This is a genomic window from Pseudonocardia petroleophila (assembly GCF_014235185.1).
GTDB lineage: Bacteria > Actinomycetota > Actinomycetes > Mycobacteriales > Pseudonocardiaceae > Pseudonocardia > Pseudonocardia petroleophila.
The window spans coordinates 398304-419874 of sequence record NZ_CP060131.1 but is presented as its reverse complement, the minus strand read 5'-3'; the positions used below and the strand labels follow the sequence as shown (position 1 = coordinate 419874).

The 21571-nt window shown below is 74.3% G+C and carries 18 protein-coding genes; 8 read left to right on the top strand and 10 right to left on the bottom strand.

The window, feature by feature from the left end; genetic code table 11:
• Positions 1-45: 45 nt before the first annotated feature.
• Entirely contained in the window at positions 46-2178 is a 2133-nt protein-coding gene (locus tag H6H00_RS01995; RefSeq protein WP_185719680.1) for an acyl-CoA dehydrogenase family protein, read from the bottom strand.
• Between the two features lie 117 nt (positions 2179-2295).
• Between H6H00_RS01995 and H6H00_RS01990 the strand changes: the two genes are divergently transcribed.
• The 5 genes from H6H00_RS01990 (at position 2296) to H6H00_RS01970 (ending at position 8233) form a co-directional block, all read left to right on the top strand.
• Entirely contained in the window at positions 2296-4662 is a 2367-nt protein-coding gene (locus tag H6H00_RS01990; protein ID WP_185719679.1) for an FHA domain-containing protein, read from the top strand.
• Positions 4663-4728: 66 nt separating this feature from the next.
• Positions 4729-5430 carry a DUF998 domain-containing protein gene (locus H6H00_RS01985; RefSeq protein WP_221775765.1) on the top strand — a complete coding sequence of 234 codons (702 nt, stop codon included), beginning with the start codon at positions 4729-4731 and terminating at the stop codon, positions 5428-5430.
• A gap of 23 nt (positions 5431-5453) precedes the next feature.
• Positions 5454-5816 (top strand): YciI family protein, encoded by a 363-nt coding sequence (locus H6H00_RS01980; protein ID WP_185719678.1) that lies wholly within the window; start codon positions 5454-5456, stop codon positions 5814-5816.
• Between the two features lie 3 nt (positions 5817-5819).
• Positions 5820-7094: an RNA polymerase sigma factor gene (locus H6H00_RS01975; RefSeq protein ID WP_185719677.1), complete on the top strand. Its 1275-nt coding sequence runs from the start codon at positions 5820-5822 to the stop codon at positions 7092-7094.
• A complete protein-coding gene (locus tag H6H00_RS01970; protein WP_185722095.1) occupies positions 7094-8233 on the top strand; it encodes a CaiB/BaiF CoA transferase family protein in 1140 nt (379 codons plus the stop codon). Before H6H00_RS01975 ends, H6H00_RS01970 begins: the two co-directional genes overlap by 1 nt.
• A 4-nt stretch (positions 8234-8237) precedes the next feature.
• Here the strand turns inward: H6H00_RS01970 and H6H00_RS01965 are convergent, their stop codons facing one another.
• Positions 8238-9635, bottom strand: a complete 1398-nt coding sequence (locus H6H00_RS01965; protein WP_185719676.1) for a S1C family serine protease — start codon at positions 9633-9635, stop codon at positions 8238-8240.
• Between the two features lie 88 nt (positions 9636-9723).
• On the bottom strand, positions 9724-10893 hold the full coding sequence (locus H6H00_RS01960; RefSeq protein ID WP_185719675.1) for a thiolase family protein: 1170 nt from the start codon (positions 10891-10893) through the stop codon (positions 9724-9726).
• A gap of 237 nt (positions 10894-11130) precedes the next feature.
• On the opposite strand from H6H00_RS01960, the gene H6H00_RS01955 reads away from it, so the two are divergent.
• Complete coding sequence (locus H6H00_RS01955; protein WP_185719674.1) at positions 11131-12357, top strand: TMEM165/GDT1 family protein; 1227 nt, start codon at positions 11131-11133, stop codon at positions 12355-12357.
• A 48-nt stretch (positions 12358-12405) separates the two neighbouring features.
• Here H6H00_RS01955 and H6H00_RS01950 read toward each other — a convergent pair whose 3' ends face one another.
• Both H6H00_RS01950 and sfnG read right to left on the bottom strand, forming a co-directional pair.
• Entirely contained in the window at positions 12406-13638 is a 1233-nt protein-coding gene (locus tag H6H00_RS01950; protein WP_185719673.1) for an acyl-CoA dehydrogenase family protein, read from the bottom strand.
• A 122-nt stretch (positions 13639-13760) separates the two neighbouring features.
• Positions 13761-14888 carry a dimethylsulfone monooxygenase SfnG gene (sfnG, locus tag H6H00_RS01945; RefSeq protein WP_185719672.1) on the bottom strand — a complete coding sequence of 376 codons (1128 nt, stop codon included), beginning with the start codon at positions 14886-14888 and terminating at the stop codon, positions 13761-13763.
• Positions 14889-15158: 270 nt separating this feature from the next.
• Between sfnG and H6H00_RS01940 the strand changes: the two genes are divergently transcribed.
• The gene (locus tag H6H00_RS01940) at positions 15159-15953 is read left to right on the top strand and encodes a DUF1684 domain-containing protein (RefSeq protein ID WP_185719671.1); all 795 of its coding nucleotides are present in this window, start codon (positions 15159-15161) and stop codon (positions 15951-15953) included.
• On the opposite strand, the gene H6H00_RS01935 is transcribed toward H6H00_RS01940, so the two are convergent.
• Together H6H00_RS01935 and H6H00_RS01930 are read right to left on the bottom strand one after the other, a co-directional pair.
• On the bottom strand, positions 15950-16330 hold the full coding sequence (locus tag H6H00_RS01935; protein WP_185719670.1) for a hypothetical protein: 381 nt from the start codon (positions 16328-16330) through the stop codon (positions 15950-15952). The genes H6H00_RS01940 and H6H00_RS01935 overlap by 4 nt on opposite strands.
• Positions 16327-17226 (bottom strand): ParA family protein, encoded by a 900-nt coding sequence (locus tag H6H00_RS01930; protein WP_185719669.1) that lies wholly within the window; start codon positions 17224-17226, stop codon positions 16327-16329. Before H6H00_RS01930 ends, H6H00_RS01935 begins: the two co-directional genes overlap by 4 nt.
• Before the next feature lie 293 nt (positions 17227-17519).
• Between H6H00_RS01930 and H6H00_RS01925 the strand changes: the two genes are divergently transcribed.
• A complete protein-coding gene (locus tag H6H00_RS01925; RefSeq protein WP_185719668.1) occupies positions 17520-18311 on the top strand; it encodes a TIGR03084 family metal-binding protein in 792 nt (263 codons plus the stop codon).
• 187 nt (positions 18312-18498) lie between these two features.
• Here the strand turns inward: H6H00_RS01925 and H6H00_RS01920 are convergent, their stop codons facing one another.
• The 3 genes from H6H00_RS01920 to H6H00_RS01910 are packed head-to-tail and all read right to left on the bottom strand — an operon-like array spanning position 18499 to position 21532.
• Positions 18499-20037 (bottom strand): tripartite tricarboxylate transporter permease, encoded by a 1539-nt coding sequence (locus tag H6H00_RS01920; RefSeq protein WP_185719667.1) that lies wholly within the window; start codon positions 20035-20037, stop codon positions 18499-18501.
• Positions 20037-20546, bottom strand: a complete 510-nt coding sequence (locus H6H00_RS01915) for a tripartite tricarboxylate transporter TctB family protein (protein ID WP_185719666.1) — start codon at positions 20544-20546, stop codon at positions 20037-20039. The genes H6H00_RS01920 and H6H00_RS01915 overlap by 1 nt, the downstream gene beginning before the upstream one ends.
• Entirely contained in the window at positions 20543-21532 is a 990-nt protein-coding gene (locus H6H00_RS01910; protein WP_185719665.1) for a Bug family tripartite tricarboxylate transporter substrate binding protein, read from the bottom strand. Before H6H00_RS01910 ends, H6H00_RS01915 begins: the two co-directional genes overlap by 4 nt.
• Positions 21533-21571 lie beyond the last annotated feature (39 nt).

Sequence of the window (21571 nt, the reverse complement as noted above, 5' to 3'; positions counted from 1 at the left end):
TCGTGCGCGGAGAAGGGGGCCGGGACCCCCTTCTCCGCGCACGGGTCAGCTGACCAGCGGGTCGCGGGGCAGGCCGAGCAGCCGCTCCGCGACCTGGTTGCGCGCGATCTCCGACGTGCCGCCCGCGATCGTGATGCAGCGGGCCCACAGGTAGCAGCGCATCACCAGCTCGTTGCCGCCCGCCACCGCCGCGGTGCCGGCGAGCCGGACCCCCAGGCTCGTGACGCGCTGGGAGTGCTCGGAGGAGAACAGCTTGTTGAGGTTGCCCTCCGGCCCCGGCTCCGTCCCGCCGACGGCCCGCGCCGCCTGGCGCAGCAGGAGCAGGCGCTTCGCGAGGTCCTCGACGATCAGCGCCCCGACCTCCTTCTCCGCGACGTGCGGGTCCGGCGCCGCGTCCGCCAGCGGCAGCAGGTCCTTCGCCCGGAACGGCAGCGTCCCGGCCCCGCCCCCGCCGATCGAGACGCGCTCGTTGCCCAGCGTCGCCCGCGCGACCCGCCAGCCCTGACCGACCTCGCCGACCACGTCGGCGTCGGGCACGAACACGTCGTCGAGGAAGACCTCGTTGAACAGGGCGTCACCGGTCAGCTCGCGCAGCGGCCGGACGTCGACGCCCTCGGAGCGCAGGTCGATCGCCATCATCGTGATGCCCGCGTGCTTCGTCCCGGAGGAGTCGGTGCGGACCGTCGCGAAGCCCCAGTCGGACTCGTGGGCCCGGGTCGTCCACACCTTCTGCCCGGTGACCCGCCAGCCGCCGTCGACGCGCACGCCCCGCGTGGAGATCGCGGCCGCGTCCGATCCCGCCCCGGGCTCGGAGAACAGCTGGCACCACTCGGTGACGCCGAGCAGGGCGTCGCGGATCCAGCGCTCGTGCTGCTCGGGCGTGCCGTGCTGCATGATCGTCTGGATGTTCCACGCGGTGATGCCCAGGCCGGGCACGTCGACGCCGCGGAACTCCTGCTCGATCACCAGCTGCTCGGTGGCCGACGCGTCGCGGCCCCACGGCGGCGGCCAGTGCGGCACCAGGTAGCCGGACTCCACCATCGCGGCGCGGCGGGCGGCGGCGTCCTTGCCCTCCAGCGAGGCGACGAACTCGCGCGCGGCGGCGCGGTGGGCCTCCGCCTCGGGCGGGAGGTCCAGGTCCGGGGCCCGGGTGACCCGCTCGCGGACCAGCCGCGCGACGTCGCGCTCGGCGTCCCCGGTCTGCGCGACGACGGCGGCGAGGGTGATCGCCCGGCGCAGGTAGAGGTGGGCGTCGTGCTCCCAGGTGAAGCCGATCCCGCCGTGCAGCTGGATCATCGTCTCCGCGGCGCGGACCGCGCCGGGGACCGAGCGGGCGGCGGCCACGGCGGCGGCCAGCTCGGCGTCGGGGGTGCCCGCAGGGGCGCGCGAGGCGTCCCAGGCGGCGGCGACGGCGATCTCGGCGTCGACCAGCAGGTCGGCCGCCTTGTGCTTGACCGCCTGGAAGGTGCCGACGGTGCGCCCGAACTGCTTGCGCTCCTTGACGTAGGCGACCGAGGTCTCCAGGCACGCGGTGGCGATCCCCGCGGCCTCGGCGGCGGCGAGGACCCGGGTGAGCCGCCGGGCGACCGCGGCCCCGCCGGGCAGCACGCCCAGCAGGGGGGCGGCGTCGAGGACGACCAGCGCGCTGCGCCGGGTGCGGTCGAGCAGCGCGTCGGGGACGGTCCGGGTGACGGTGTCGACGACCACCACGTCGTCGCCCGCGACCAGCAGGAACACCTCCGCGAGCCCGCCGCCCAGCACCAGCCCGGCGTCGCCGGAGGCGGTGGAGCCGTCGTGGGTGACCGACCCGCCGAGCCCGACCGCGCCGATCCGCGACCCGTCGGCCAGCCCCGGCAGCAGCGACGCGCGCAGCTCCGGCGGGCCGGCCTCGGCCAGCACCGCCGACGCGAGCACCGTCGGCAGGAACGGCCCGGGCGCGACGACCCGGCCCAGCTCCTCGAGCACGACGGCCAGCTCCGGCAGCCCGGCGCCCTCGCCGCCGTGCTCCTCGGGGACGGCGAGCCCCAGCCAGCCGAGCGCGGCCAGCTCCTTCCAGAGCGCGGGCAGCGCCTCGTCGGGGGAGTCGAGCAGGGCGCGGGCCGCCGCCCGCTGCCCGGACAGGGCGGAGCGGGCCACCTCGGCCAGCGTCCGGTGGTCGTCGGTGATCGCCAGAGCCATGTACCGGACGGTAGCCTCCGGGCGGCGTCGGGGGGAGACGTGTTCGTGGCCGAACTGACGCGCCCACCTGCCGGGGGCAGGCGTTAATCTGCGGCCCACGACAGGGCAGGGGGACCGATGCAGTCGCTGGAGCTGGTGGCCGAGGGTCGTCGCGTGCAGGTCCCGCCCGGTCGGCCGTTCGTCATCGGGCGGGGGCCCACCGCCGATCTCGACCTGCCCGGGGAGCACGTCTCGCGCACGCACCTCGTCGTGGAGCTGACCGACGGGCGCTGGACGCTCACCGACCACTCCCGCTTCGGCACCTACGCCGGGGGCCGCCGGGTCACGACGCTGGCGCTCACCGGGCCCACCGTGGTGCACCTCGGGTCCCCGCCGACGGTCACGGCGCTGGAGTTCCGGCCGCAGGGGGCGCCCGTGCGGCCGGCCCCGGAGCCGACCCGTCTGCCCGGCCCGGTCCCGGTCGGCGTCCCCGCCGGTGCGCCGGTCGGGGGCGTCCTCGCCCGCCAGGGCGGCGGGGCCACCATGAGCTACAGCGTGGCCGGGGCCCCGGCGGCCCGCATCACCGTCGGCCGCCTGCCCGACAACGACGTCGTGCTCGACGACCTGCTCGTCTCCCGCCACCACGCCGAGCTGCGCCGCGTCGGCCCCGGCTGGCTGATCACCGACCTCGGCACGGGCAACGGCACGTTCGTCAACGGGATGCGGGTGCAGCGGGCGCCCGTCGGGCCGGGCGACGTCATCGGGATCGGGCACGCGCTGCTGCAGCTGCAGGGCGACGAGCTCGTCGCGGCCGTCGACACCGGCGACGTCGCGTTCGAGGTGCGCGACATCTCCGTGGTCACCGACAAGGGCAAGACGCTGCTGAGCAACGTCGGTTTCGGGCTGGCCGGCAAGAGCCTGCTCGCCGTGGTCGGGCCGAGCGGCGCGGGCAAGTCGACGCTGCTGCGGGCGCTCACCGGCAGCCGCCCCGCCGACGTCGGGGAGGTCCGCTACGCGGGTCGCGACCTCTACGCCGAGTACGACGAGCTGCGCCACCGCATCGGCCTCGTCCCCCAGGACGACGTGCTGCACCCGCAGCTCACGGTCATCCGCGCGCTGCGCTACGCCGCCCGGCTGCGCTTCCCCGCCGACGTGCCCCGGGCCGACCGCGAGCGGCGGATCACCGAGGTGCTGCACGAGCTGGGGCTGACGAACCAGGCGAAGCAGCGGATCGACACGCTGTCGGGCGGGCAGCGCAAGCGCACGTCGGTGGCGCTGGAGCTGCTCACCAAACCCACGCTGCTGTTCCTCGACGAGCCGACGTCCGGGCTCGACCCGGGTCTGGACAAGTCGGTGATGCAGACGCTGCGCGGGCTCGCCGACGACGGGCGCACGGTCGTCGTCGTCACCCACAGCGTCGCCAACCTCGACCAGTGCGACCGCCTCCTCGTGCTCGCCCCCGGCGGGCACGTCGCCTACTTCGGCCCCCCGCGGGAGGCGCTGGAGTACTTCGGCCAGCCCGACTTCGCGGAGATGTTCCTGCTGCTCGGCCGCGTGCCCGGCGAGCAGCTCGGGATGCGGTTCCGGCAGTCGGTGCAGCACCGCCGCTACGTCGCGGGCGCCACCGGGTTCACCCCGCGGGTCGAGTCGCGCCCGGCGCCGTCGGTCGCGCCGCCTCAGCAGCGGTTCGGCACGCAGCTGGCGGTGCTGTGCCGGCGCTACCTGTCGGTCATCGCCTCCGACAAGCAGTACGCGATCTCGCTGGCCGTGCTGCCGCTGTTCCTGGCGCTGATCGCGCGCCTGGTCCCGGGCGAGTCGGGGCTCTCGGTCACCGCCGCGTTCGCCGCCCGCGACCTGCAACCGCTGCAGCTGCTGCTCGTGCTCGTCGTCGGCGGGGCCCTGGTCGGGCTGGCCGCGGCCATCCGGGAGCTGGTCAAGGAGAGACCGGTGTTCATCCGGGAGCGGGCCATCGGGCTCTCCCTCGGGGCGTACCTGACGTCGAAGCTGCTGGTGCTCGGCGTCATCACCGGGCTGCAGGCCGTCGTGTTCACGCTGCTGGCGCTGATCGGGCGGGACCTCCCCGACGAGGCCGTGCTGCTCGGCTCGCCGATCGCGGAGGTGCTGCTCGCGGTCGTCGGGGTCACGGTCGTGACGATGGCGCTCGGGCTGGCGATCTCCGCGTGGATCGACAACGCCGACCGCGGCATGCCGCTGCTGGTGCTCGTGCTGATGCTGGAGCTGGTCGTCAGCGGCGGGATCTTCCCGGTGCACGACCGCCCGGTGCTGGAGCAGCTGGCCTGGCTGGTGCCCTCGCGGTGGGCGTTCGCGATGGGCTCGTCCACGGTCGACATGAACGCGCTGCTCGCCGACCCCGATCCGCTGTGGGAGCACACGGCGCAGCAGTGGCTGATCGCGGCGGGCGCCCTCGTGGCGATCATGGTGGTCCTGGTGGCGCTCACGGCGCTGCTGCTGCGCCGCCTCGACCCGGTCCGCGCGAAGCGCTGACGCGGAGACTGCAAAGAGGACGGGTGCCGTTCGTGGAGTCGGTACACCCGACGGACGGAGACCACCGTGAACGCCACCATCCCCACCCGCGCCGGCACCACCTCCCCGCCCGAGCGGCTCACCGCCGACCGCGTCACCAAGTCGCTGCTCGGCTACGGCGTCATCGCCGGCCCCGTCTTCGTGGTCGCCTCGGTGACGCAGGGGCTGCTGCGCGAGGGCTTCGACCTCTCCCGCCACGCCTGGAGCCAGCTCGCGCTCGGCGGCCCCGGCTGGATCCAGGTCACGAACTTCGTCGTCGTCGGCCTGATGGTGGTCGCCGCGGCCGTCGGTCTGCGCCGCGCGCTGGGCTCCGGTCCCGCGGCCACCTGGTCCCCGCGCCTGCTCGCGGCGTTCGGGGTGAGCCTGCTCGTCGCGGGTGCGTTCCGCGTCGACCCGGCGGGCGGCTTCCCGGCCGACCTGCCGCAGGCCACCGGGATCAGCGGGCCCGCGACGGTGCACCTGCTCGCCGGGGCGGTCGGGTTCGGGTCCCTCGCCGCCGCGGTGCTCGTGCTGGCCCGCCGGCTCGCCGGCGAGGGCTTCCGGCGGCTCGCCCTCGCGTGCCGCGTCGTCGGCCCGGCGTTCCTCGTCGGGTTCGTCGCGATGGCGTCGGGCCTGCTCGGGGCCGCGGGCGTGCCGGTGTTCGCGATCGCCGTGGTCTGCGTGTTCGTGCTGCTCAGTGCGGTGTTCGTGCACCGCTACCGCGTCATGCCGAACACCGACGGCCGCTGACCCGACCCCCGGAGGGAACCCCGATGCGCCACCTCGTCGTCCTCGAAGCCGTCCAGCCCGCCACCCCGCCGCCCGCCGAGCTCATGGCCGGGATCATGGCGCTGGGGGAGGAGGCCACCCGCGCCGGCGCCCTGATCGACACCGCCGGTCTCGCCCCCAGCCTCGTCGGCGCGAAGGTCACCGTCGGTGCCGGGGCCGGCCTGCAGGTCACCGACGGCCCGTTCGCGGAGTCCAAGGAGATGATCAGCTACGCCGTCTACGACACCCGCACGAAGGAGGAGGCCGTGGAGTGGACCAGCCGGTTCATGGCCCTGCACCGCGACCTGTGGCCCGGGTGGGAGGGCGAGGCGCGGGTGCTCAAGGTGATGGGCCCCGAGGACTTCTGACACGTGGGTGCCGGGACGGCCGCCGTCGAGGCGGTGTGGCGGATCGAGTCCGGCCGGCTCGTGGCCGGGCTCGCCCGTCTCACCGGCGACGTCGGCACCGCCGAGGAGTTCGCGCAGGACGCGCTCGTCGCGGCGCTGGAGCAGTGGCCGGTCACCGGCGTCCCGCCCAACCCGGGCGGCTGGCTGATGACCACCGCGAGGAACCGCGCCGTCGACGGCTTCCGCCGCGCCGCGGTGCACCGCCGGGCCGTGGAGACGGTCGGCCGCGCCGCCCCGGCCTCGCTCGACGAGCGCGACGCCGTCGACGACGCGCTGGACGACCCGGTCGGCGACGACCTCCTGCGGCTGCTGTTCACCGCCTGCCACCCCGCCCTCAACCGTGAGTACCGGGTGGCGCTCACGCTGCGCTGCCTGACCGGCCTGCGCACCGACGAGATCGCCCGGGCGTTCCTCGTCCCGGAGCCGGTGGCCGGGCAGCGGATCTCCCGGGCGAAGAAGGCGTTGCGGGACAAGGGGATCCGCTTCGAGATGCCCGGGCCCGCGGAGGTCACCGAGCGGCTCGCGAGCGTCCTCGAGGTGATCTACCTGGTGTTCAACGAGGGCTACAGCGCCACCGCGGGCGACGACTGGATGCGTCCCGAGCTCAGCGCCGAGGCCCTGCGGCTGGCCCGGCTGACGGCGGTGTCGGTGCCGGACCACCCCGAGGCGCACGGGCTGGCGGCGCTGCTGGAGCTCACCCAGTCCCGCGCCGCGGCCCGCCACGACGCGACCGGACGCCCGGTCCTGCTGCAGCACCAGGACCGGCGGCGCTGGGACCGGCTGCTGGTGCGGCGCGGTCTCGCCGCGCTCGTCCGGGCCCGGGACGCGGGCGGCGGCACGGTCGGCCCGTACACGCTGCAGGCGGCGATCGCGGCCTGCCACGCGACGGCCCCCACCGCCGCCGACACCGACTGGGTGCAGATCGCCGGCCTCTACGACGTCCTCGCCACGGCCTGGCCGTCCCCGGTCGTCGCGCTGAACCGGGCGATGGCGCACGGGCACGCCGCAGGACCCGCGGCCGGGCTCGCGCTGCTCGACGCGGTCGACGTCGAGGCGCTGGCCCGCTACCCGCAGCTCCCGGCGGTCCGGGGCGAGCTGCTGGCGATGGCCGGGGAGCACGCCGCGGCGGCGGCGGGCTTCGCCGAGGCGGCCGCGCTGACCCGCAACGGGCCCGAGCGCGCGCTGTTCACCGAGCGGGCCGACCGGGCGCGCGCCGCGGCTGATCCAATGGGCCCGTGATCGCCGACGACGCCCCCACCGGACCGCTGGCGGGGGTGGTCGTCGCCGACTTCTCCCGCATCCTCGCCGGGCCCTACGCCACGATGCTGCTCGCCGACCTCGGCGCGACGGTGATCAAGGTGGAGGGCCCGCCGCTGGGCGACGACACCCGCACCTGGACCCCGCCCGTCGCCGACGACGGCACGGCCACCTACTACCTGTCGATCAACCGCAACAAGCGCTCGATCGTCCTGGACCTGCGCGACGCGGACGACCTCGCGCTCGCCCAGCGCCTCGCGGGCCGCGCCGACGTGCTCGTCGAGAACTTCAAGCCCGGCGGGCTGGCGCGCTTCGGGCTGGACCACCCGACCGTCTCCGCCGCGAACCCCGGCGTCGTCTACGCCTCGATCAGCGGGTTCGGCCCGGACTCCGGGCTGCCCGGCTACGACCTGCTCGCCCAGGCGGTGTCCGGGCTGATGAGCGTCACCGGCGAGGCCGACGGGCCGCCGCTGCGGGCCGGGGTCGCGGCGCTCGACGTCATGACCGGGCTGCACGCGGCCGTCGCGATCCTCGCCGCGCTGCGCCACCGCGACGCCACCGGCGAGGGACAGCTGGTGCAGACCAACCTGCTCTCCGCGGCCCTGTCCGGGCTGGTCAACCACACCTCGGCGGTGCTCGCCGCCGGGGCCACGCCGCGGCGGCTGGGCAACGCGCACCTGAGCCTGTTCCCCTACGAGCCGCTGCCCACCGGCGACGGCGAGCTGATCGTCATCGCGGCCAACGACGGGCAGTTCCGCAAGCTGGCCGAGGCGATCGGGGCCCCGGAACTGCTCGAGGACCCGCGCTTCGGCTCGATGGGCGACCGCAACGCCCACCGCGACGAGCTGCGCCCGCTGCTGCTGGCGCGCCTCGCCACCCGGTCCGCGCAGGAGTGGTTCGACGCCCTGTCCGCGGTCGGGGTCCCGTGCGGGCCGATCCAGACCGTCGGTGAAGGGCTCGCGCTGGCCGACCGCCTCGGCCTCGACCCGGTGGTGCGCCCGGGCGGTGTCCCGAGCGTCCGCAACCCGGTGACCTACTCGGCCACCCCGCCCGCGTACCACCGCCCGCCGCCCGGCCTCGGCGCCGACGACGCCGAGGTCCGGGCCTGGCTCACCGGCTGAGGCCTCAGTTCCCGCCGAAGGGGCTCTGGCCGAAGGGGCTCTGACCGAAGGGGCTCTGGGGGACGGCGCGGGACTGGCCGCCGCTGCTGGTCGACGCGGCCTGGTCCGGGGTGCTGCCCAGGGTGACGTCGACGGTCCGCTCGGTCCCGCCGTTGGTCACCGTCAGCGTCACCTGCTCGCCGGGGGTCCGGGCGCCGATGCGGGCGACCAGGTCGGCGAAGTCCTCGACGCGGGCGTCCTGCACCTTCGTCACGACGTCCCCGGCCGTGAGCCCGGCCTGCGCCGCGGCCGACCCCGGCTCGACGGCCGCGATCTGCGCGCCGCCGCCACCGCTCGTCGCCGCGTCGCCCTGCACGCCGAGCACCGGCTTGGTGGCGGTGCCGGAGTCGAGGATCTCCTGCGCGACGCGCTTGGCCTGGTCGACCGGGATCGCGAAGCCGAGGCCGATGCTGCCGGTGCTCTGGCTGCTGCCGGTCGCGATCGCGGAGTTGATGCCGACGACGCGGCCCTGGAGGTCGACCAGCGGCCCGCCGGAGTTGCCCTGGTTGATCGGGGCGTCGGTCTGCAGGCCGTTGTAGACGACGGCCGAGCCGTCCTCGCCCTGCACGGCGACGGTGCGGTCGAACGCGCTGACGATGCCGGTGGTGACGGTGCCGGTGAGGCCCTGCGGCGACCCGATCGCGACGACCTGCTGCCCGACCTGCAGGTCCGCGCTGTTGCCCAGCGTCGCCGGGGTGAGCCCGGAGACGTCCTGCAGCCGGAGCACGGCGAGGTCGTAGCTCGGCGAGGTGCCGACGATCGTGGCCCGGTGCGTGGAGCCGTCGGCGAGGGTCACGGTGATGTCGCCGGTGCTGCCCGCGACGACGTGGTTGTTCGTCAGCACGTCGCCCTCGGCGGTGAGGACGACGCCGCTGCCCTCGGCCGTGCCCTGGGCCAGCGTGACACGGATGTCGACGGTGCTCGGCGACGCGACCGACGCCGCCCCGGCCACGGTCCCCGGCTCGGCGTTCGCCGCCGGGGACGCGGCGGAGGAGGTCAGGGTCGTCGAGGACGACGGGGAGTCGCCGAGCAGGGCGTACGCCCCGCCGAAGCCGGCCCCGCCGCCGACCAGGCCCGCGATCAGGGCGGCCGTGACGATCCCGGTCATCGTCCGCGGCCGCCGCGGCCGCTCCTCGACCGCGGTGGGCGGGCCGCCGGGGCCCGTCGGGCCGATCGGGCCGCCGCCGTGACCGCCGTAGGACGGCGAGGGGTTCCAGCCCTGCTGGGCGTACGGCGACTGCGGCTGCGCGGACCCGTGGGCCCCGGGTGCGGGGGCTCCCGCGTAGGCGGGGACGGGGTTCTGGTCGCTGCGGGGGCCCTGGGGCGCGCTCGCGTCCGGTCCCTGCTCCCTGATCTCGGTCATGACGCCACCGTGCACCCCGAGTCTGGGAGGGGCCTGAGACGTCGCTGGGAATTCCCTGCCGGTTCCGTCGGGTCCGGCCCGTCGACGCTCAGCGCAGCAGCTCGACGATCGTGGCGTTGGCCGTGCCGCCGCCCTCGCACATCGTCTGCAGGCCGTAGCGGATGTCCCTGTCGCGCATGTGGTGCACCAGCCGCGTCATCAGCACCGTGCCGGACGCCCCGAGCGGGTGCCCGACCGCGATCGCGCCGCCGAGCGGGTTGAGGCGGTCGGGGTCGGCGCCGAACTCCGCCTGCCACGCCATCGGGACCGGCGCGAAGGCCTCGTTGACCTCGAACGCGCCGATGTCGGAGATCGACAGCCCGGTGCGCTTGAGGACCTTCGCGGTGGCCGGGATCGGCCCGGTCAGCATCTTCAGCGGATCGGCCCCGGCGACCGCGCCGCCGTGGTAGCGGGCGATCGGCGTGAGCCCCAGCTCGGCGGCGCGCTCCGCAGACATGATCAGCACCGCCGACGCGCCGTCGGAGATCTGCGAGCTGTTGCCCGCGTGGATCACGCCGTCCTCGCGGAACACCGGCTTGAGCTTCGCCAGGGTGTCGGCCGTCGTGCCGCGGCGCAGGCCCTCGTCGGCGGTCAGGCCGGGCGCGTCGGGGACGGGCGCGAGCTGGGCGTCGAACGCCCCGGAGTCGATCGCGGCGGCGGCGAGCTCGTGCGACCGGGCCGAGTACTCGTCGAGCTGCCGCCGGGAGAAGCCCCAGGCGGCGGCGATGCGCTCGGCCCCGATGCCCTGGTTGAAGTCCTCGCCGGGGAACTCGCCGCTCGTCAGGTCGGCGGCGTAGCGCTCGCGGACCAGCGGTCCGTACGGGCGGCCGAGGTCGCGGCCCGACCCGAGCGGCACCCGCGTCATCGACTCGACACCGCCGGCCACGACCACGTCGTACTGCCCGGCCAGGACCATCCCGGCCGCGAAGTCGAACGACGACTGGCTCGACCCGCACGCCCGGTTGACCGTGACGCCCGGCACCGACTCCGGCCAGCCCGCGGCCAGCACGCCGTAGCGCCCGATCTGCGCGGCCTGGTCGCCGACCTGGTTGACGCAGCCCCACACGACGTCGTCGACGACCTCGGGATCGAGGCCGGTGCGCTCTGCGAGCGCGCGCAGCACCACCGCGGACAGGTCGACCGGGTGGACGTCGGCGAGCGAGCCCTTCCGCCTGCCGATCGGGGTGCGGACCGCGTCGACGATGACGGCATCGGACATGTGTGATCTCCTCCACTGGGCGTCCACCGGGACGGCGGGGACCCCTGGAGCGTAGGCTGGAAGACGCGAAGGGGAGTAGCTCCCAACGTCGCGGTCGACATACTGGCGCTCCGCCTCCAGCGGGCTCCCGGCCGCACGGCCTGCACCACCAGGCGAGCGAGACCTTCGATCCGGTTACTGCATCCGGATCGAAGTGGCCCCCACCTCGATCCGGCCCGAGATCGAGGATGTGCTCGCGTGGAGGGTTTCCTGCTGGCGTTCGCCGTCAGCACAGGCGTCGTATTCGTGGCCGAGCTGGGTGACAAGTCCCAGCTCATGGCCCTGGCGTTCGCCACGAGGTACCGGGCGTGGACGGTGATCCTCGGGATCACGGTCGCGACCTCGGTCGTGCACCTGCTCTCCGTCGCCGTCGGCCACGGGCTCGGCTCGGCCCTGCCCACGGGCTGGATCTCGCTGGTCGCGGCCGTGATGTTCCTCGGCTTCGGGGCCTGGACGCTGCGCGGCGACTCGCTGAGCGAGTCCGAGCAGTCCAAGGCCGCCCGCGTCGGCGGATCGGCGCTGCTCGCCGTCACCGTCGCGTTCTTCCTGGCCGAGCTGGGCGACAAGACGATGCTCGCCACGATCACCCTGGCCACCCAGTACGGCTGGGCCGGGGTCTGGGCGGGCTCCACGGTGGGCATGGTCGCGGCCGACGCGCTGGCCATCGTGGTCGGGCGGCAGCTCGGCAGGCGCCTGCCGGAGCGCACGATCGCGATCGGTGCCGCGGTGCTGTTCCTCCTGTTCGGGCTGGGTCTGGGCAGCGAGGCGATCGCCGAGCTCACCGGCATGCCGGTCTGGGCCGCTGTCGCCAGTGCCCTGGACCACCACGCCGCCGGCTGGATCGCGCTGGGCCTCGGCCTGGCCGCGGTCCTCATCGGCGGGCTCGGCAGGCGGCTGGCCCGCACCCCGGGCGTGCACCGCCAGCGCGGGGTGGCCTGGTGGTGGGCCCGCGGGCTCTACGCCGTGGCCGTCGTGCTCGGGCTGGCCGCGCCGCTGCTGGTGGGGATCGACGTGATCGACCCGATCGCCCTGTTCGACGACCCGGGCCTCGCGGTGATCGGCGCGGGCCTCTCGCTGCTCGGGGTGTCGCTGGTGCTGGCGGCCCAGGCCCAGGCGGTGGCCCGGCGCGGGTCGCTCGTCACGGCGGGCCTGCACAAGCGGGTGCGCAACCCCGGCCTGACCGGCATCGTGCTCGCGCTCGGCGGCACGCTCGTGATGGTGCCGACGCTGATGGGCGTGCTGGCCGCGGTGCTGCTGGTCGTCGCGGTGCAGGTGCAGGTGCGGGCGGTGCGGGAGCCGATGCTGGCCCGCCTGCACGGCGAGACCTACACCGACTACGCCGCCCGCACCGGCCGCTTCCTGCCCCGCGTCATCCCCGCCGACCACCCCGGGCTGCCGCACCACGAGCACATGCGCGTCGGCTAGCTCGTGCGCGGAAACGGTCGCCCCGGCGACCGTTTCCGCGCACGGGGCTCAGGAGTACCAGGTCGGCTCGGGCAGTTCGTCGCGCAGCAGGAACGCCCCCACCTCGCGGCGCTTGTAGGCCACCGGGTCGTGCAGGGTGTGGGTGCGCACGTTGCGCCAGAACCGGTCGAAGCCCAGCGCCGAGGCGGTGGCGCGGGCCCCCAGGCCCTCGAAGATGCCGCTGGTGATCTCCAGCGCCACGTCGGTGGCCCGGGCCTTGACCGCCGCGACCCGGACCTCGTGCTCACCGCGCTGCCGCTCGGTGACCTCCCACGCGTCGTGGTGGATCGCGAGGCCCTCCTGCGCCACCTGGTCGGCCAGTGCCTCCACCGCCCAGAGCTTCGACGCGTAGTCGCCGTAGAGGTCGAGCTGGTACGGCTCGTCGACGGCCCGCTCCTGGCCGCCGTGCAGCCACGGGCGGGTCTGCGTGCGCGTGTACTCCAGCGCCGTCTCCAGCGCACCGCGCGTGATGCCCAGGTAGAAGCTGACGAACACGAGCTGGATCGTCGGCACGTTGAGCGTGTTGTAGACCCGCGGCCGGAACGCCTTGTCGACGAAACCGGCCGCCGCCTCCCACGGCACGGCGACGTCGGTGATCGTGACGCTGCCGCTCTCGGTCAGCCGCTGGCCGATGTTGTCCCAGTCGTCGTGGAACGTGATACCGGGCTGGTCGCTGGGCACGATGGCGAAGACGTGCGTGTCCGTCCCCTCGAGAACGCCCTCCAGCACGGTCACGTCGGAGACCTTGCTGCCGGTGGAGAACGTCTTGCGGCCGTTGTAGACGATCTGGTGGCCCTCGTCGCGGATCTGCACGTCGGAGTCGCGCGGGTTGACCGCGCCGCCGAAGAACCACCTGTTGCGGGTGGCGTCGGCCTCGACGGCGGCGATCTGCTCCGGCGTGCCGACGAGCCGGGCGGCCCAGAACCACAGGTAGTGGTAGCCGAGCAGCTGGCCGATCGAACCGTCGCCTGCCGCGACCTCCCGGACGACCCGGTAGGCGAGCGGCCACTCCTGCCCGCCACCGCCCTCCGCGACCGGGCCGAGGAGGGTGACAAGGCCGGCGGCCTTGAGCAGGGCGACCTCGGTGTACGGGGTCTCGGCGGCCCGGTCGCGGGCGGCCGCGTCGGCGGCGAGGATCTCGCGCACCTCACGGGCGCGGGCGAGCCAGGCGTCGGGCGAGTCGGGGGCGGGTCGCGACGCCCAGTCGGGCGTCGCGGTGGGGCGGTTCTCGAGCGTGGTCATGGTGTGCACCTCTCACTGGTGTCGGAACGACGGACCGGAGCGGGGTCACCGACACGCGGTGGACGTCGACCGGAGCAGGTCGACGTGCCACCGGCGCGTGAGGAGCTTGGGGTACACGGGGGTCAGACCAGTGCGGGCGTGCCGCGCTCGGCGAGCTCGGCCTCCTTCTCCCGGATGATCGGGAGGACGTGGGTCCCGAAGTGCTCGACCTCCTCCTGGAAGTGCAGGTAGCCGAGCAGGAGCAGGTTCGCGCCGCGGCGCTTGTACTCGATCGCGCGGTCGGCGATCTGCTCCGGCGTGCCGATGAGCTGGGTGCGGAAGCCGTCGTTGTACTGGACGAGGTCCTCGAACGACGAGTCCGCCCACATGCCCTGCTTGTTCCCGGTGGACGCCCCGGCCTGCTGCACGGCGTCGCGGAAGCCCTCGACGGCCGGCTTGTTGGCCTTCGCGATGATCTCGCGCAGCGTCTCGCGGGCCTCCTTCTCGGTGTCGCGGGCGATCATGAAGCCGTTCAGTGCGAACTTCGGCGGGACGGCGCGGCCGGCGTCGGTGGCGTGCCCGAGCACCTCGGTGACCTGCTCGGTGAAGCCGTCGTAGTCCTTGCCGTTGGAGAAGTACCAGTCGGCGACGCGGCCGCCGTTGCGCCGGGCCGCCGAGGAGTTGCCGCCCTGGAAGATCTCCGGGTGCGGACGGCCGGGGACGTCGACGGGCTTGGGCTTGAGGTCGAAGTCGTGGATGCGGTAGAAGTCGCCGCGGAACTCGGCACTGTCGCTGGTCCAGATCTCGCGCAGCACCTGCATGAACTCCGCGGAGCGGCGGTACCGCTCGTCGTGCTCGAGCCAGGGCTCGCCCAGCGCGGTGAACTCGGCCTTGAGCCAGCCGCTCACCACGTTGACGGCGATGCGTCCCTTCGAGAGGTGGTCGGCGGTGGCGACCCACTTCGACAGCACACCCGGCTGCCACAGCCCGGGGTGCACCGCGGCGATAACCTTGAGCCGCTCGGTGGCGAGCAGCAGCGCGAGGGAGAAGCTCGTCGACTCGTGCTGGTGGTCGGCTCCGTAGCTGGCCATGTAGCGGACCTGCGACAGCGCGTACTCGAAGCCGCTGTTCTCGGCGGTCTGCGCGAGCTTCCGGTTGTAGTCGTAGCCCCAGTCGGTGCGCTGCTCGATGGTGCTGGTGACCAGGCCGCCGCTGACGTTCGGCACCCAGTAGGCGAATTTCAGGGGCGTGTGGAGCGATTCCTCGGACATGTGGGAGCCATTTCTGGGATACGGGTGGGAAATGATCGGACAAACATCTGGAGGTGCTCGGCGCGAGGCGCTGAGCTGCAGAGACGTGCCGTCAGATACAGACGGACGAGGCGACGCGGAGGTTGTCGACGGCCCGTCGACAACAGAGCTCGCGCGCGAACATGAATTCACCCTGCGTGGTGGACGCGATGGTGTCAACCCCGAGCGGTGTCGGCCACATCCCTGCCGCGGGCCCGGCATGAACGGGCCCGTGACGGCGTTGCACCGACCATGACCGCAACCCTCGACCTGCAGACCGCGTGGGACGCCTGGCACGCCGACCGCGAGGAGCAGCTCCGCACACCGCACGGCTGGCTCAGCCTCACCGCGCTGCACTGGCTCACCCCCGACCCCGCGACGATCGACGGCCTCCCCGGGCTGTGGAGCGCCACCCCGGACGGCGTCGTGATCACCGCGACGTCCGCGGACGGGCTGGCCGTCCGCGGCGTGCAGGGCCTGCGCCCCGTCGACGGCACCGTGACCCTGCACCCGGTGAACGGCCTGCCCGGCTCGCTGGTCGAGGTCGGCGACCGCGTCGTGGAGATCGCGCGGCGCACCGACGAGCACGCGCTGCGGGTGCGCGACCCGCAGGCCCCGACGCGCACCGGGTTCACCGGCGTCCCGGCCTTCGACGTCGACGGGCGCTGGGTCCTCGACGGCACGTTCGAGGCCTACGAGGAGCCCGAGCCGATCACCGTCGACGCGGTGGTGGACGGGTTGCAGCACCACCTGACCGCCGTCGGCGTCGTCCGGTTCGTGCTCGACGGGGAGGAGCGCTCCCTCGTCGCGATGCCGGGCAAGGAGGGTGGGCTCACGCTGCACTTCCGCGACGCCACCAACGGCGTCTCGACCTACCCGGGCGGGCGCTCGGTGCAGGTGCCCGACCCCGTCGACGGGCGCGTGCGCATCGACCTGAACCGGCTGGTCAACCTGCCCTGCGCGTTCACCGACTTCGCCACCTGCCCGCTGCCGCCCGCCGGCAACGTGCTGCCGGTGGCGGTGGAGGCCGGGGAGAAGCTGCCCTAGCTCCAGGCCCCGCCGGACAGGGCGGCGGAACGGGCGCGGAACCCGACCGTGCCCTCGACGATGCCGTGCACCAGCTCGGCCCGGTTGCGCCCGGTGGTGGGCACGGTCGGGCCGAGCGCGCGGGCCAGCTCGCGCAGCACCGGCACCGTGAAGCGCCGGTCGGCGAGGTGCTCGGTGATCTCGGTGCGCGAGTGCATCCCGCGGATCGCCTCGACGTCGCCCCGCACGTCGACGACGGGTGCGGGGCGGCGCGGGCGGGTCGGCGCCGCGCACGGTGCGTACACCAGCCGGCCGCGGCCCTCGGCGAGGTCGCGCAGCTGGTCGGGGGACAGGTCGTTGAGCGCCCGGGCGATCGCCAGGCTCGCGAGGTCGCTCACGCGGCCATCCCCTCGGTGCCGTCGATCTGGGCCGCGACCTCGGAGACGAGCTCGCGCAGCTCGCGGGTCAGCGCGCGGCCGGTGCCGCCGAGGATGACCGGGACGCCGTACTCCGGCGCCGGGCCGTAGACGGCCTTGCTGTCGCGGATCGTCGTGGTCAGCGGCGCGACGCCCCCGGCCTCGATCCGGCTCATCACCGCGCGCTGCGCCTCGATCGGCCGGTCGTCGTGCAGCTGCACCATCGTGAACACGACCGACGCCGGCGGGCGGGTGATCGGGTCGACGGCGCGCGCGTTGTACTCGTCGACGAACTCGCGGATCTTCAGCCCGAGCGAGTCGATGCCGTTGGTCGACAGGTAGTCCGGCTTGGTGGGGATGAGCAGCAGGTCGCTCGCGGCCACGGCGTTGCGGGCGATGAGCCCGAAGTTCGGCGCGCAGTCGATGAGCGCGACGTCGTACTCGGCGAACGCCGGGTGCTCGAGCCCCTCCCGCAGCCTGCTGTGCAGGTCCAGGAAGCGCTCCGGGGCCGACATCAGCTGGGCGGCCAGCGTCGTGTCGACGTCGGAGAGGTCGCGGTGCGCGGCGATGAGGTCGAGCCGGCCGGGCGAGCGGCCCAGCTTCTCCCGCACCCGGCGCGGCGTCGAGACCAGCTCGGCCGGGCTGCGCAGCTCGGTGCCGTCGTCCAGGCCGTCGAACCAGTGCTTGATGGTGCGGGCGGGCAGCAGCTGCTCGGCCCACTCCGGTGGCGTGAAGAACGAGACCGTCAGGCTGGCCTGCGAGTCCAGGTCCAGCAAGAGGACCTTCCTGCCTCGCGCGGCGAGTCCGGCACCGAGGTTGGCGGTGAGCGTCGTCTTGCCCACGCCGCCCTTGTGATTGATGATCGAGACGACCTGCACGGCTCTCCTCCCACAGTGACGCGGCGCAACCATGCCATACGCCCTGTGCACACCCCGCCGAGGGTTCGCCTCCTCTACACCACCCGTTCGACGGGCGTCGGGGGTCGTTCGACGCCGCTGCGTTCCGGGCGGACCCCGTGGTGGGAGCGCGTGTCCCGGGTGGGTGGTGCGTCACACCGGAGTGCTCACGGAGGGCGTCGGCGGCCCGCTCGGCGTCCGCTCGTCCGTCGTGGTGCGCGGTGGCCGGTACGGCTGCTGCGACGAACGACCCGCGCCCTCCTAGAGTTCGGGTCATGGCCCCCGACATGCACCGCCTCGCCGACGACCTCGCCGCCGAGAGCGCCGTCCTGCGGGTGCTGCTCGACGACCTCGACGACGCCGGCTGGGAGGCGCCGACGCCCGCGGCGGGCTGGGCCGTCCGCGACCAGGTCAGCCACCTCGCCCACTTCGACGCCGCCGCGGTGCGGTCGGCCACCGATCCCGACGCGTTCCACGCCGACCTCGCGGAGCGGGCCGCCTCCGGCGTCGACCCGGACGCGATCGCGGCCGGGTACCGGCACCTCGCACCGGCCGCGCTGCTGGCCTGGTTCGACGAGGCGCGGGCCCGGCTGATCGCCGTGTTCGGCGACCTCGACCCCGGCCTCCGGGTGCCCTGGTACGGGCCGCCGATGAGCGCGGCGTCCTCGCTGACCGCACGGATCATGGAGACGTGGGCGCACGGCCAGGACGTCGCCGACACCGTCGGGGTCGTGCGCGAGCCGACCGACCGGCTGCGTCACGTCGCCCACATCGGGGTCCGCGCCCTGCCGTTCAGCTACCTGCTGCGCGAGCGCCCCGTCCCGGAGGTGCCGGTGCGCGTCGAGCTCGTGGCGCCGGTCGGGGAGCTCTGGACCTGGGGACCCGAGGACGCCGCCGACCGGGTCACCGGCCCGGCGCTGGACTTCTGCCTGCTGGTCACCCAGCGCCGCCACCGCGACGACACGGCGCTGGAGGTGTCGGGCCCGGTCGCGACGGAGTGGCTGACGATCGCCCAGGCCTTCGCCGGGGTCCCGGGCGAGGGCCGCGCCCCCCTCACCACCCCCTGACCCGGCGAGTTGGCCACCCCCACCCCGCGAGTTTGCCGTCCCCGCCCGGCGAGTTGGCCGACGACGTACGCCGAGTCGGCCGATCCCGCACGTACGGGATCGGCGGACTCGCCGAGCGTGCCCGGCAAACTCGCCGAGCGTGCCCGGCGAACTCGCCGGGGGGTTTCGGCAAACTCGCCGGTGGGGGTCAGTGGTCCGTCGGCTCCTTCTCCTGCTCCGCCTCCTGCACCGCGGGCGGGGTGCGCCGGCTCGCGAGGACCCTGCGGATCGCGGGCAGCAGGAGCAGCGCCGCGATCACCGCGTACACGATGATCGACAGCGGCGTCGACACCAGCGTCGACCAGTCGCCGTCGGCGATCTGCAGGGCCCGGCGCAGCTGCAGCTCCGCGTCCGGGCCGAGGATCACGCCGATGATCGCGGGCAGCACCGGCAGGCCGTAGCGGCGCATGAGGAACCCGATGCCGCCGATCACCAGCAGCACGATGAGGTCGACGGGCTGGCCGCTCACCGCGTACGCCCCGACGCAGGCGAAGAACAGGATGCCCGCGTAGAGGTAGGGCCGCGGGATCTGCAGCAGCTTCGCCCAGACCGGCGCGAGCGGCAGGTTGAGCACCAGCAGCAGGACCAGGCCGATGAACAGGCTCGCGATGAGCGTCCAGACCAGGTCGGGCTCGTTGACGAACAGCAGCGGGCCCGGCTGGATGCCGAACTGCTGGAACGCCGCGAGCATGACGGCCGCGATCGCGGTGGTCGGCAGGCCGAGCGTGAGCATCGTGGACAGGGTCCCGGCCGAGGACGCGGACGCCGCCGCCTCCGGACCCGCGACGCCCTCGATCGCGCCCTTCCCGAACAGCTCGGGCCGCCGGGAGAGCTTGCGCTCGGTCACGTACGACATGAACGTGGACATCTCCGCGCCGCCCGCCGGGATGGAGCCGAACGTGAACCCGATGAACGGGCCGCGCAGCCACGGCTTCCAGGTGTGCCGCAGGTCCTCGCGGGACAGCCACGGACGGCCGACCGGGATGACCTCGTCCTTCTTGCGTCGCAGGTGCGCGGCCACCCACAGCGCCTCGCCGACGGCGAACAGCCCGACCGCGACGATGATGACGTCGATGCCGTCGGCGAGCTGCGGCACGCCGAAGGTCAGGCGCGGCTGCCCGGAGATCGGGTCGAGCCCGACCAGCCCGATCGTCAGACCGATCGCCAGAGCGGCGAACCCGCGGACCCGGGAGGTGCCCAGCACCGCGGTGACGGCGACGAACGCCAGCACCATGATCGCGAAGTAGTCGGGGGCGCCGATGTCGACCGCCACCGAGGCGACGAGCGGGGCCAGCAGCACGATGCCGATCGCCCCGACGATCCCGCCGATGAAGTGCCCGATCGCGGCCGCGGCGAGCGCCTGCGCCCCGCGGCCCTGTCTCGCCATCGGGTTGCCCTCGATCGCCGCGATCACCGACGCGGACTCGCCGGGGGTGTTGAGCAGGATCGAGGTCGTGGAGCCGCCGAACATGGCCCCGAAGTAGATGCCGGCGAACAGGATGAACGCGCCGGTCGGGTCGAAGGCGTAGGTGACGGGCAGCAGCAGCGCCACCGCCATGGCCGGGCCGATGCCCGGGAGCACGCCGATCGCGGTGCCCAGGAGCACGCCGATCGCGGCGAAGAGCAGGTTGCCCGGCGTCAGCGCGGCGGAGAAGCCGCCCATCAGGGAGTCGAAGGAATCGAGCATCAGCCGAACACCCCCATCAGCGGCCCGCCGGGCAGGTCGACGCCGAGCAGGGCGTCGAACACGATCCAGGTGACGAGCGAGACCCCCGCCGCGATCAGCGGATCGCGGGGGACCGAGCGTGAGCCGAGCGCGTAGGTCGCGCCCCAGAACAGGCCCGTGCCGGCCAGCGGCCAGCCCAGCAGCGGGATGAGCGCCGCGGTCGCGACGAGCACGCCGGCCAGCAGCAGGACGGTGCGCTTGTCGGCGGGCACCGTCAGGTCGACGTCCTCGCCGCCCTCCGCCTCGCCGTGGCCGCCGGAGAGCACGTCGCGGGCCAGCAGCACCGCCAGGACCACCAGCAGCGCGCCGACCAGCAGCGGAACGGCGTGCGGCCCGAGCGGGTCGGAGCTCGTGGAGGCCTCGGAGCCGAGCACGCTGTCGACGACGACCACCAGCCCGACCAGTCCGAGCAGCACGGAGACGCCCAGCTCGGAGCGCTCGCGGAGCCAGTCCTTCGTCAGCACGGTCATGACACCAGCCCCAGCTCCCGCAGCACGCCGGCCACGCGGTCGTTCTCGGCCGCGAGGAACGCGCCGAAGTCGTCGCCGACCAGGAACGCGTCGTCCCAGCCGTTGGTCGCCAGCGCCTCGTCCCACTCCGGCGTGCCGTGCAGGGCGGTGAAGGCGTCGATCAGCTCGGTGCGCGCGGCGTCGTCGAGCCCGGGAGGGGCGACGATCCCGCGCCAGTTCGTGAACTCGACGTCGACGCCGGACTCGGTCAGCGTCGGCGCGTCGAGACCCGGCGCGCGCTCCGCCGAGGTGACGGCGAGGACGCGCAGCTCACCGGCGGCGACCTGCTCGGCGAACTCGCCGAGCCCGGACACCCCGAACGCCACCTTGTCGCCCAGCACCGCGGCGAGCAGCTCGCCGCCGCCGTCGTAGGAGACGTAGTTGACCGCGCTCGGCTCCAGCCCGACGGCCTGCGCCATGAGCATCGGGGCGAGGTGGTCGGGGCCGCCGGGGGAGGACCCGCCGCCGACGGGCACCGCGCCCGGGTTCGCGGTCCAGTCCGCGACGAGCTGGTCGATCGAGGTGTAGGGCGAGTCCTTGCCGACGACGACGATCTCGCTCTCCTGCGTCAGCCGCGCGATCGGCGTGACGTCGGCGAGGGTGGCGGGCGAGGAGTTGGTGAACACCGCGCCGACGACGCCGAGGCCCATCGACATCACGAGCCGGTCGTTGCCGCTCTCGTTGACGGTGCGCCCGAGGCCGACGGTGCCGCCCGCACCGGGGAGGTTGAACACCTCCACCGCGCCGGACGTGCCGGAGTCCTCCATCGCGCGGGCTGCGGTGCGGGCGGTGATGTCGTAGCCGCCGCCGGGGGCGTTCGGGACGAGCACCCGCAGCCCGCGCAGCTGGGTGCCGTCACCGCCGCCCGCGGCCGTGCCGATCAGGGGTGGCACCAGGAGCACCACGGCGATCGCCGCGAGTACTCCGAGCACGGTCCGGGAGCGCATCGTCCGGGTGTCCTCTCCGTCGAGGTGGTGTGGCGTGAG

Coding starts and splice junctions, on each gene's coding strand:
- H6H00_RS01995 (WP_185719680.1), bottom strand. CDS start 2,178: ATGGCTCTGGCGATCACCGACGACCACCGGACGCTGGCCGAGGTGGCC.
- H6H00_RS01990 (WP_185719679.1), top strand. CDS start 2,296: ATGCAGTCGCTGGAGCTGGTGGCCGAGGGTCGTCGCGTGCAGGTCCCG.
- H6H00_RS01980 (WP_185719678.1), top strand. CDS start 5,454: ATGCGCCACCTCGTCGTCCTCGAAGCCGTCCAGCCCGCCACCCCGCCG.
- H6H00_RS01965 (WP_185719676.1), bottom strand. CDS start 9,635: ATGACCGAGATCAGGGAGCAGGGACCGGACGCGAGCGCGCCCCAGGGC.
- H6H00_RS01960 (WP_185719675.1), bottom strand. CDS start 10,893: ATGTCCGATGCCGTCATCGTCGACGCGGTCCGCACCCCGATCGGCAGG.
- H6H00_RS01950 (WP_185719673.1), bottom strand. CDS start 13,638: ATGACCACGCTCGAGAACCGCCCCACCGCGACGCCCGACTGGGCGTCG.
- sfnG (WP_185719672.1), bottom strand. CDS start 14,888: ATGTCCGAGGAATCGCTCCACACGCCCCTGAAATTCGCCTACTGGGTG.
- H6H00_RS01940 (WP_185719671.1), top strand. CDS start 15,159: ATGACCGCAACCCTCGACCTGCAGACCGCGTGGGACGCCTGGCACGCC.
- H6H00_RS01925 (WP_185719668.1), top strand. CDS start 17,520: ATGGCCCCCGACATGCACCGCCTCGCCGACGACCTCGCCGCCGAGAGC.
- H6H00_RS01920 (WP_185719667.1), bottom strand. CDS start 20,037: ATGCTCGATTCCTTCGACTCCCTGATGGGCGGCTTCTCCGCCGCGCTG.
- H6H00_RS01915 (WP_185719666.1), bottom strand. CDS start 20,546: ATGACCGTGCTGACGAAGGACTGGCTCCGCGAGCGCTCCGAGCTGGGC.
- H6H00_RS01910 (WP_185719665.1), bottom strand. CDS start 21,532: ATGCGCTCCCGGACCGTGCTCGGAGTACTCGCGGCGATCGCCGTGGTG.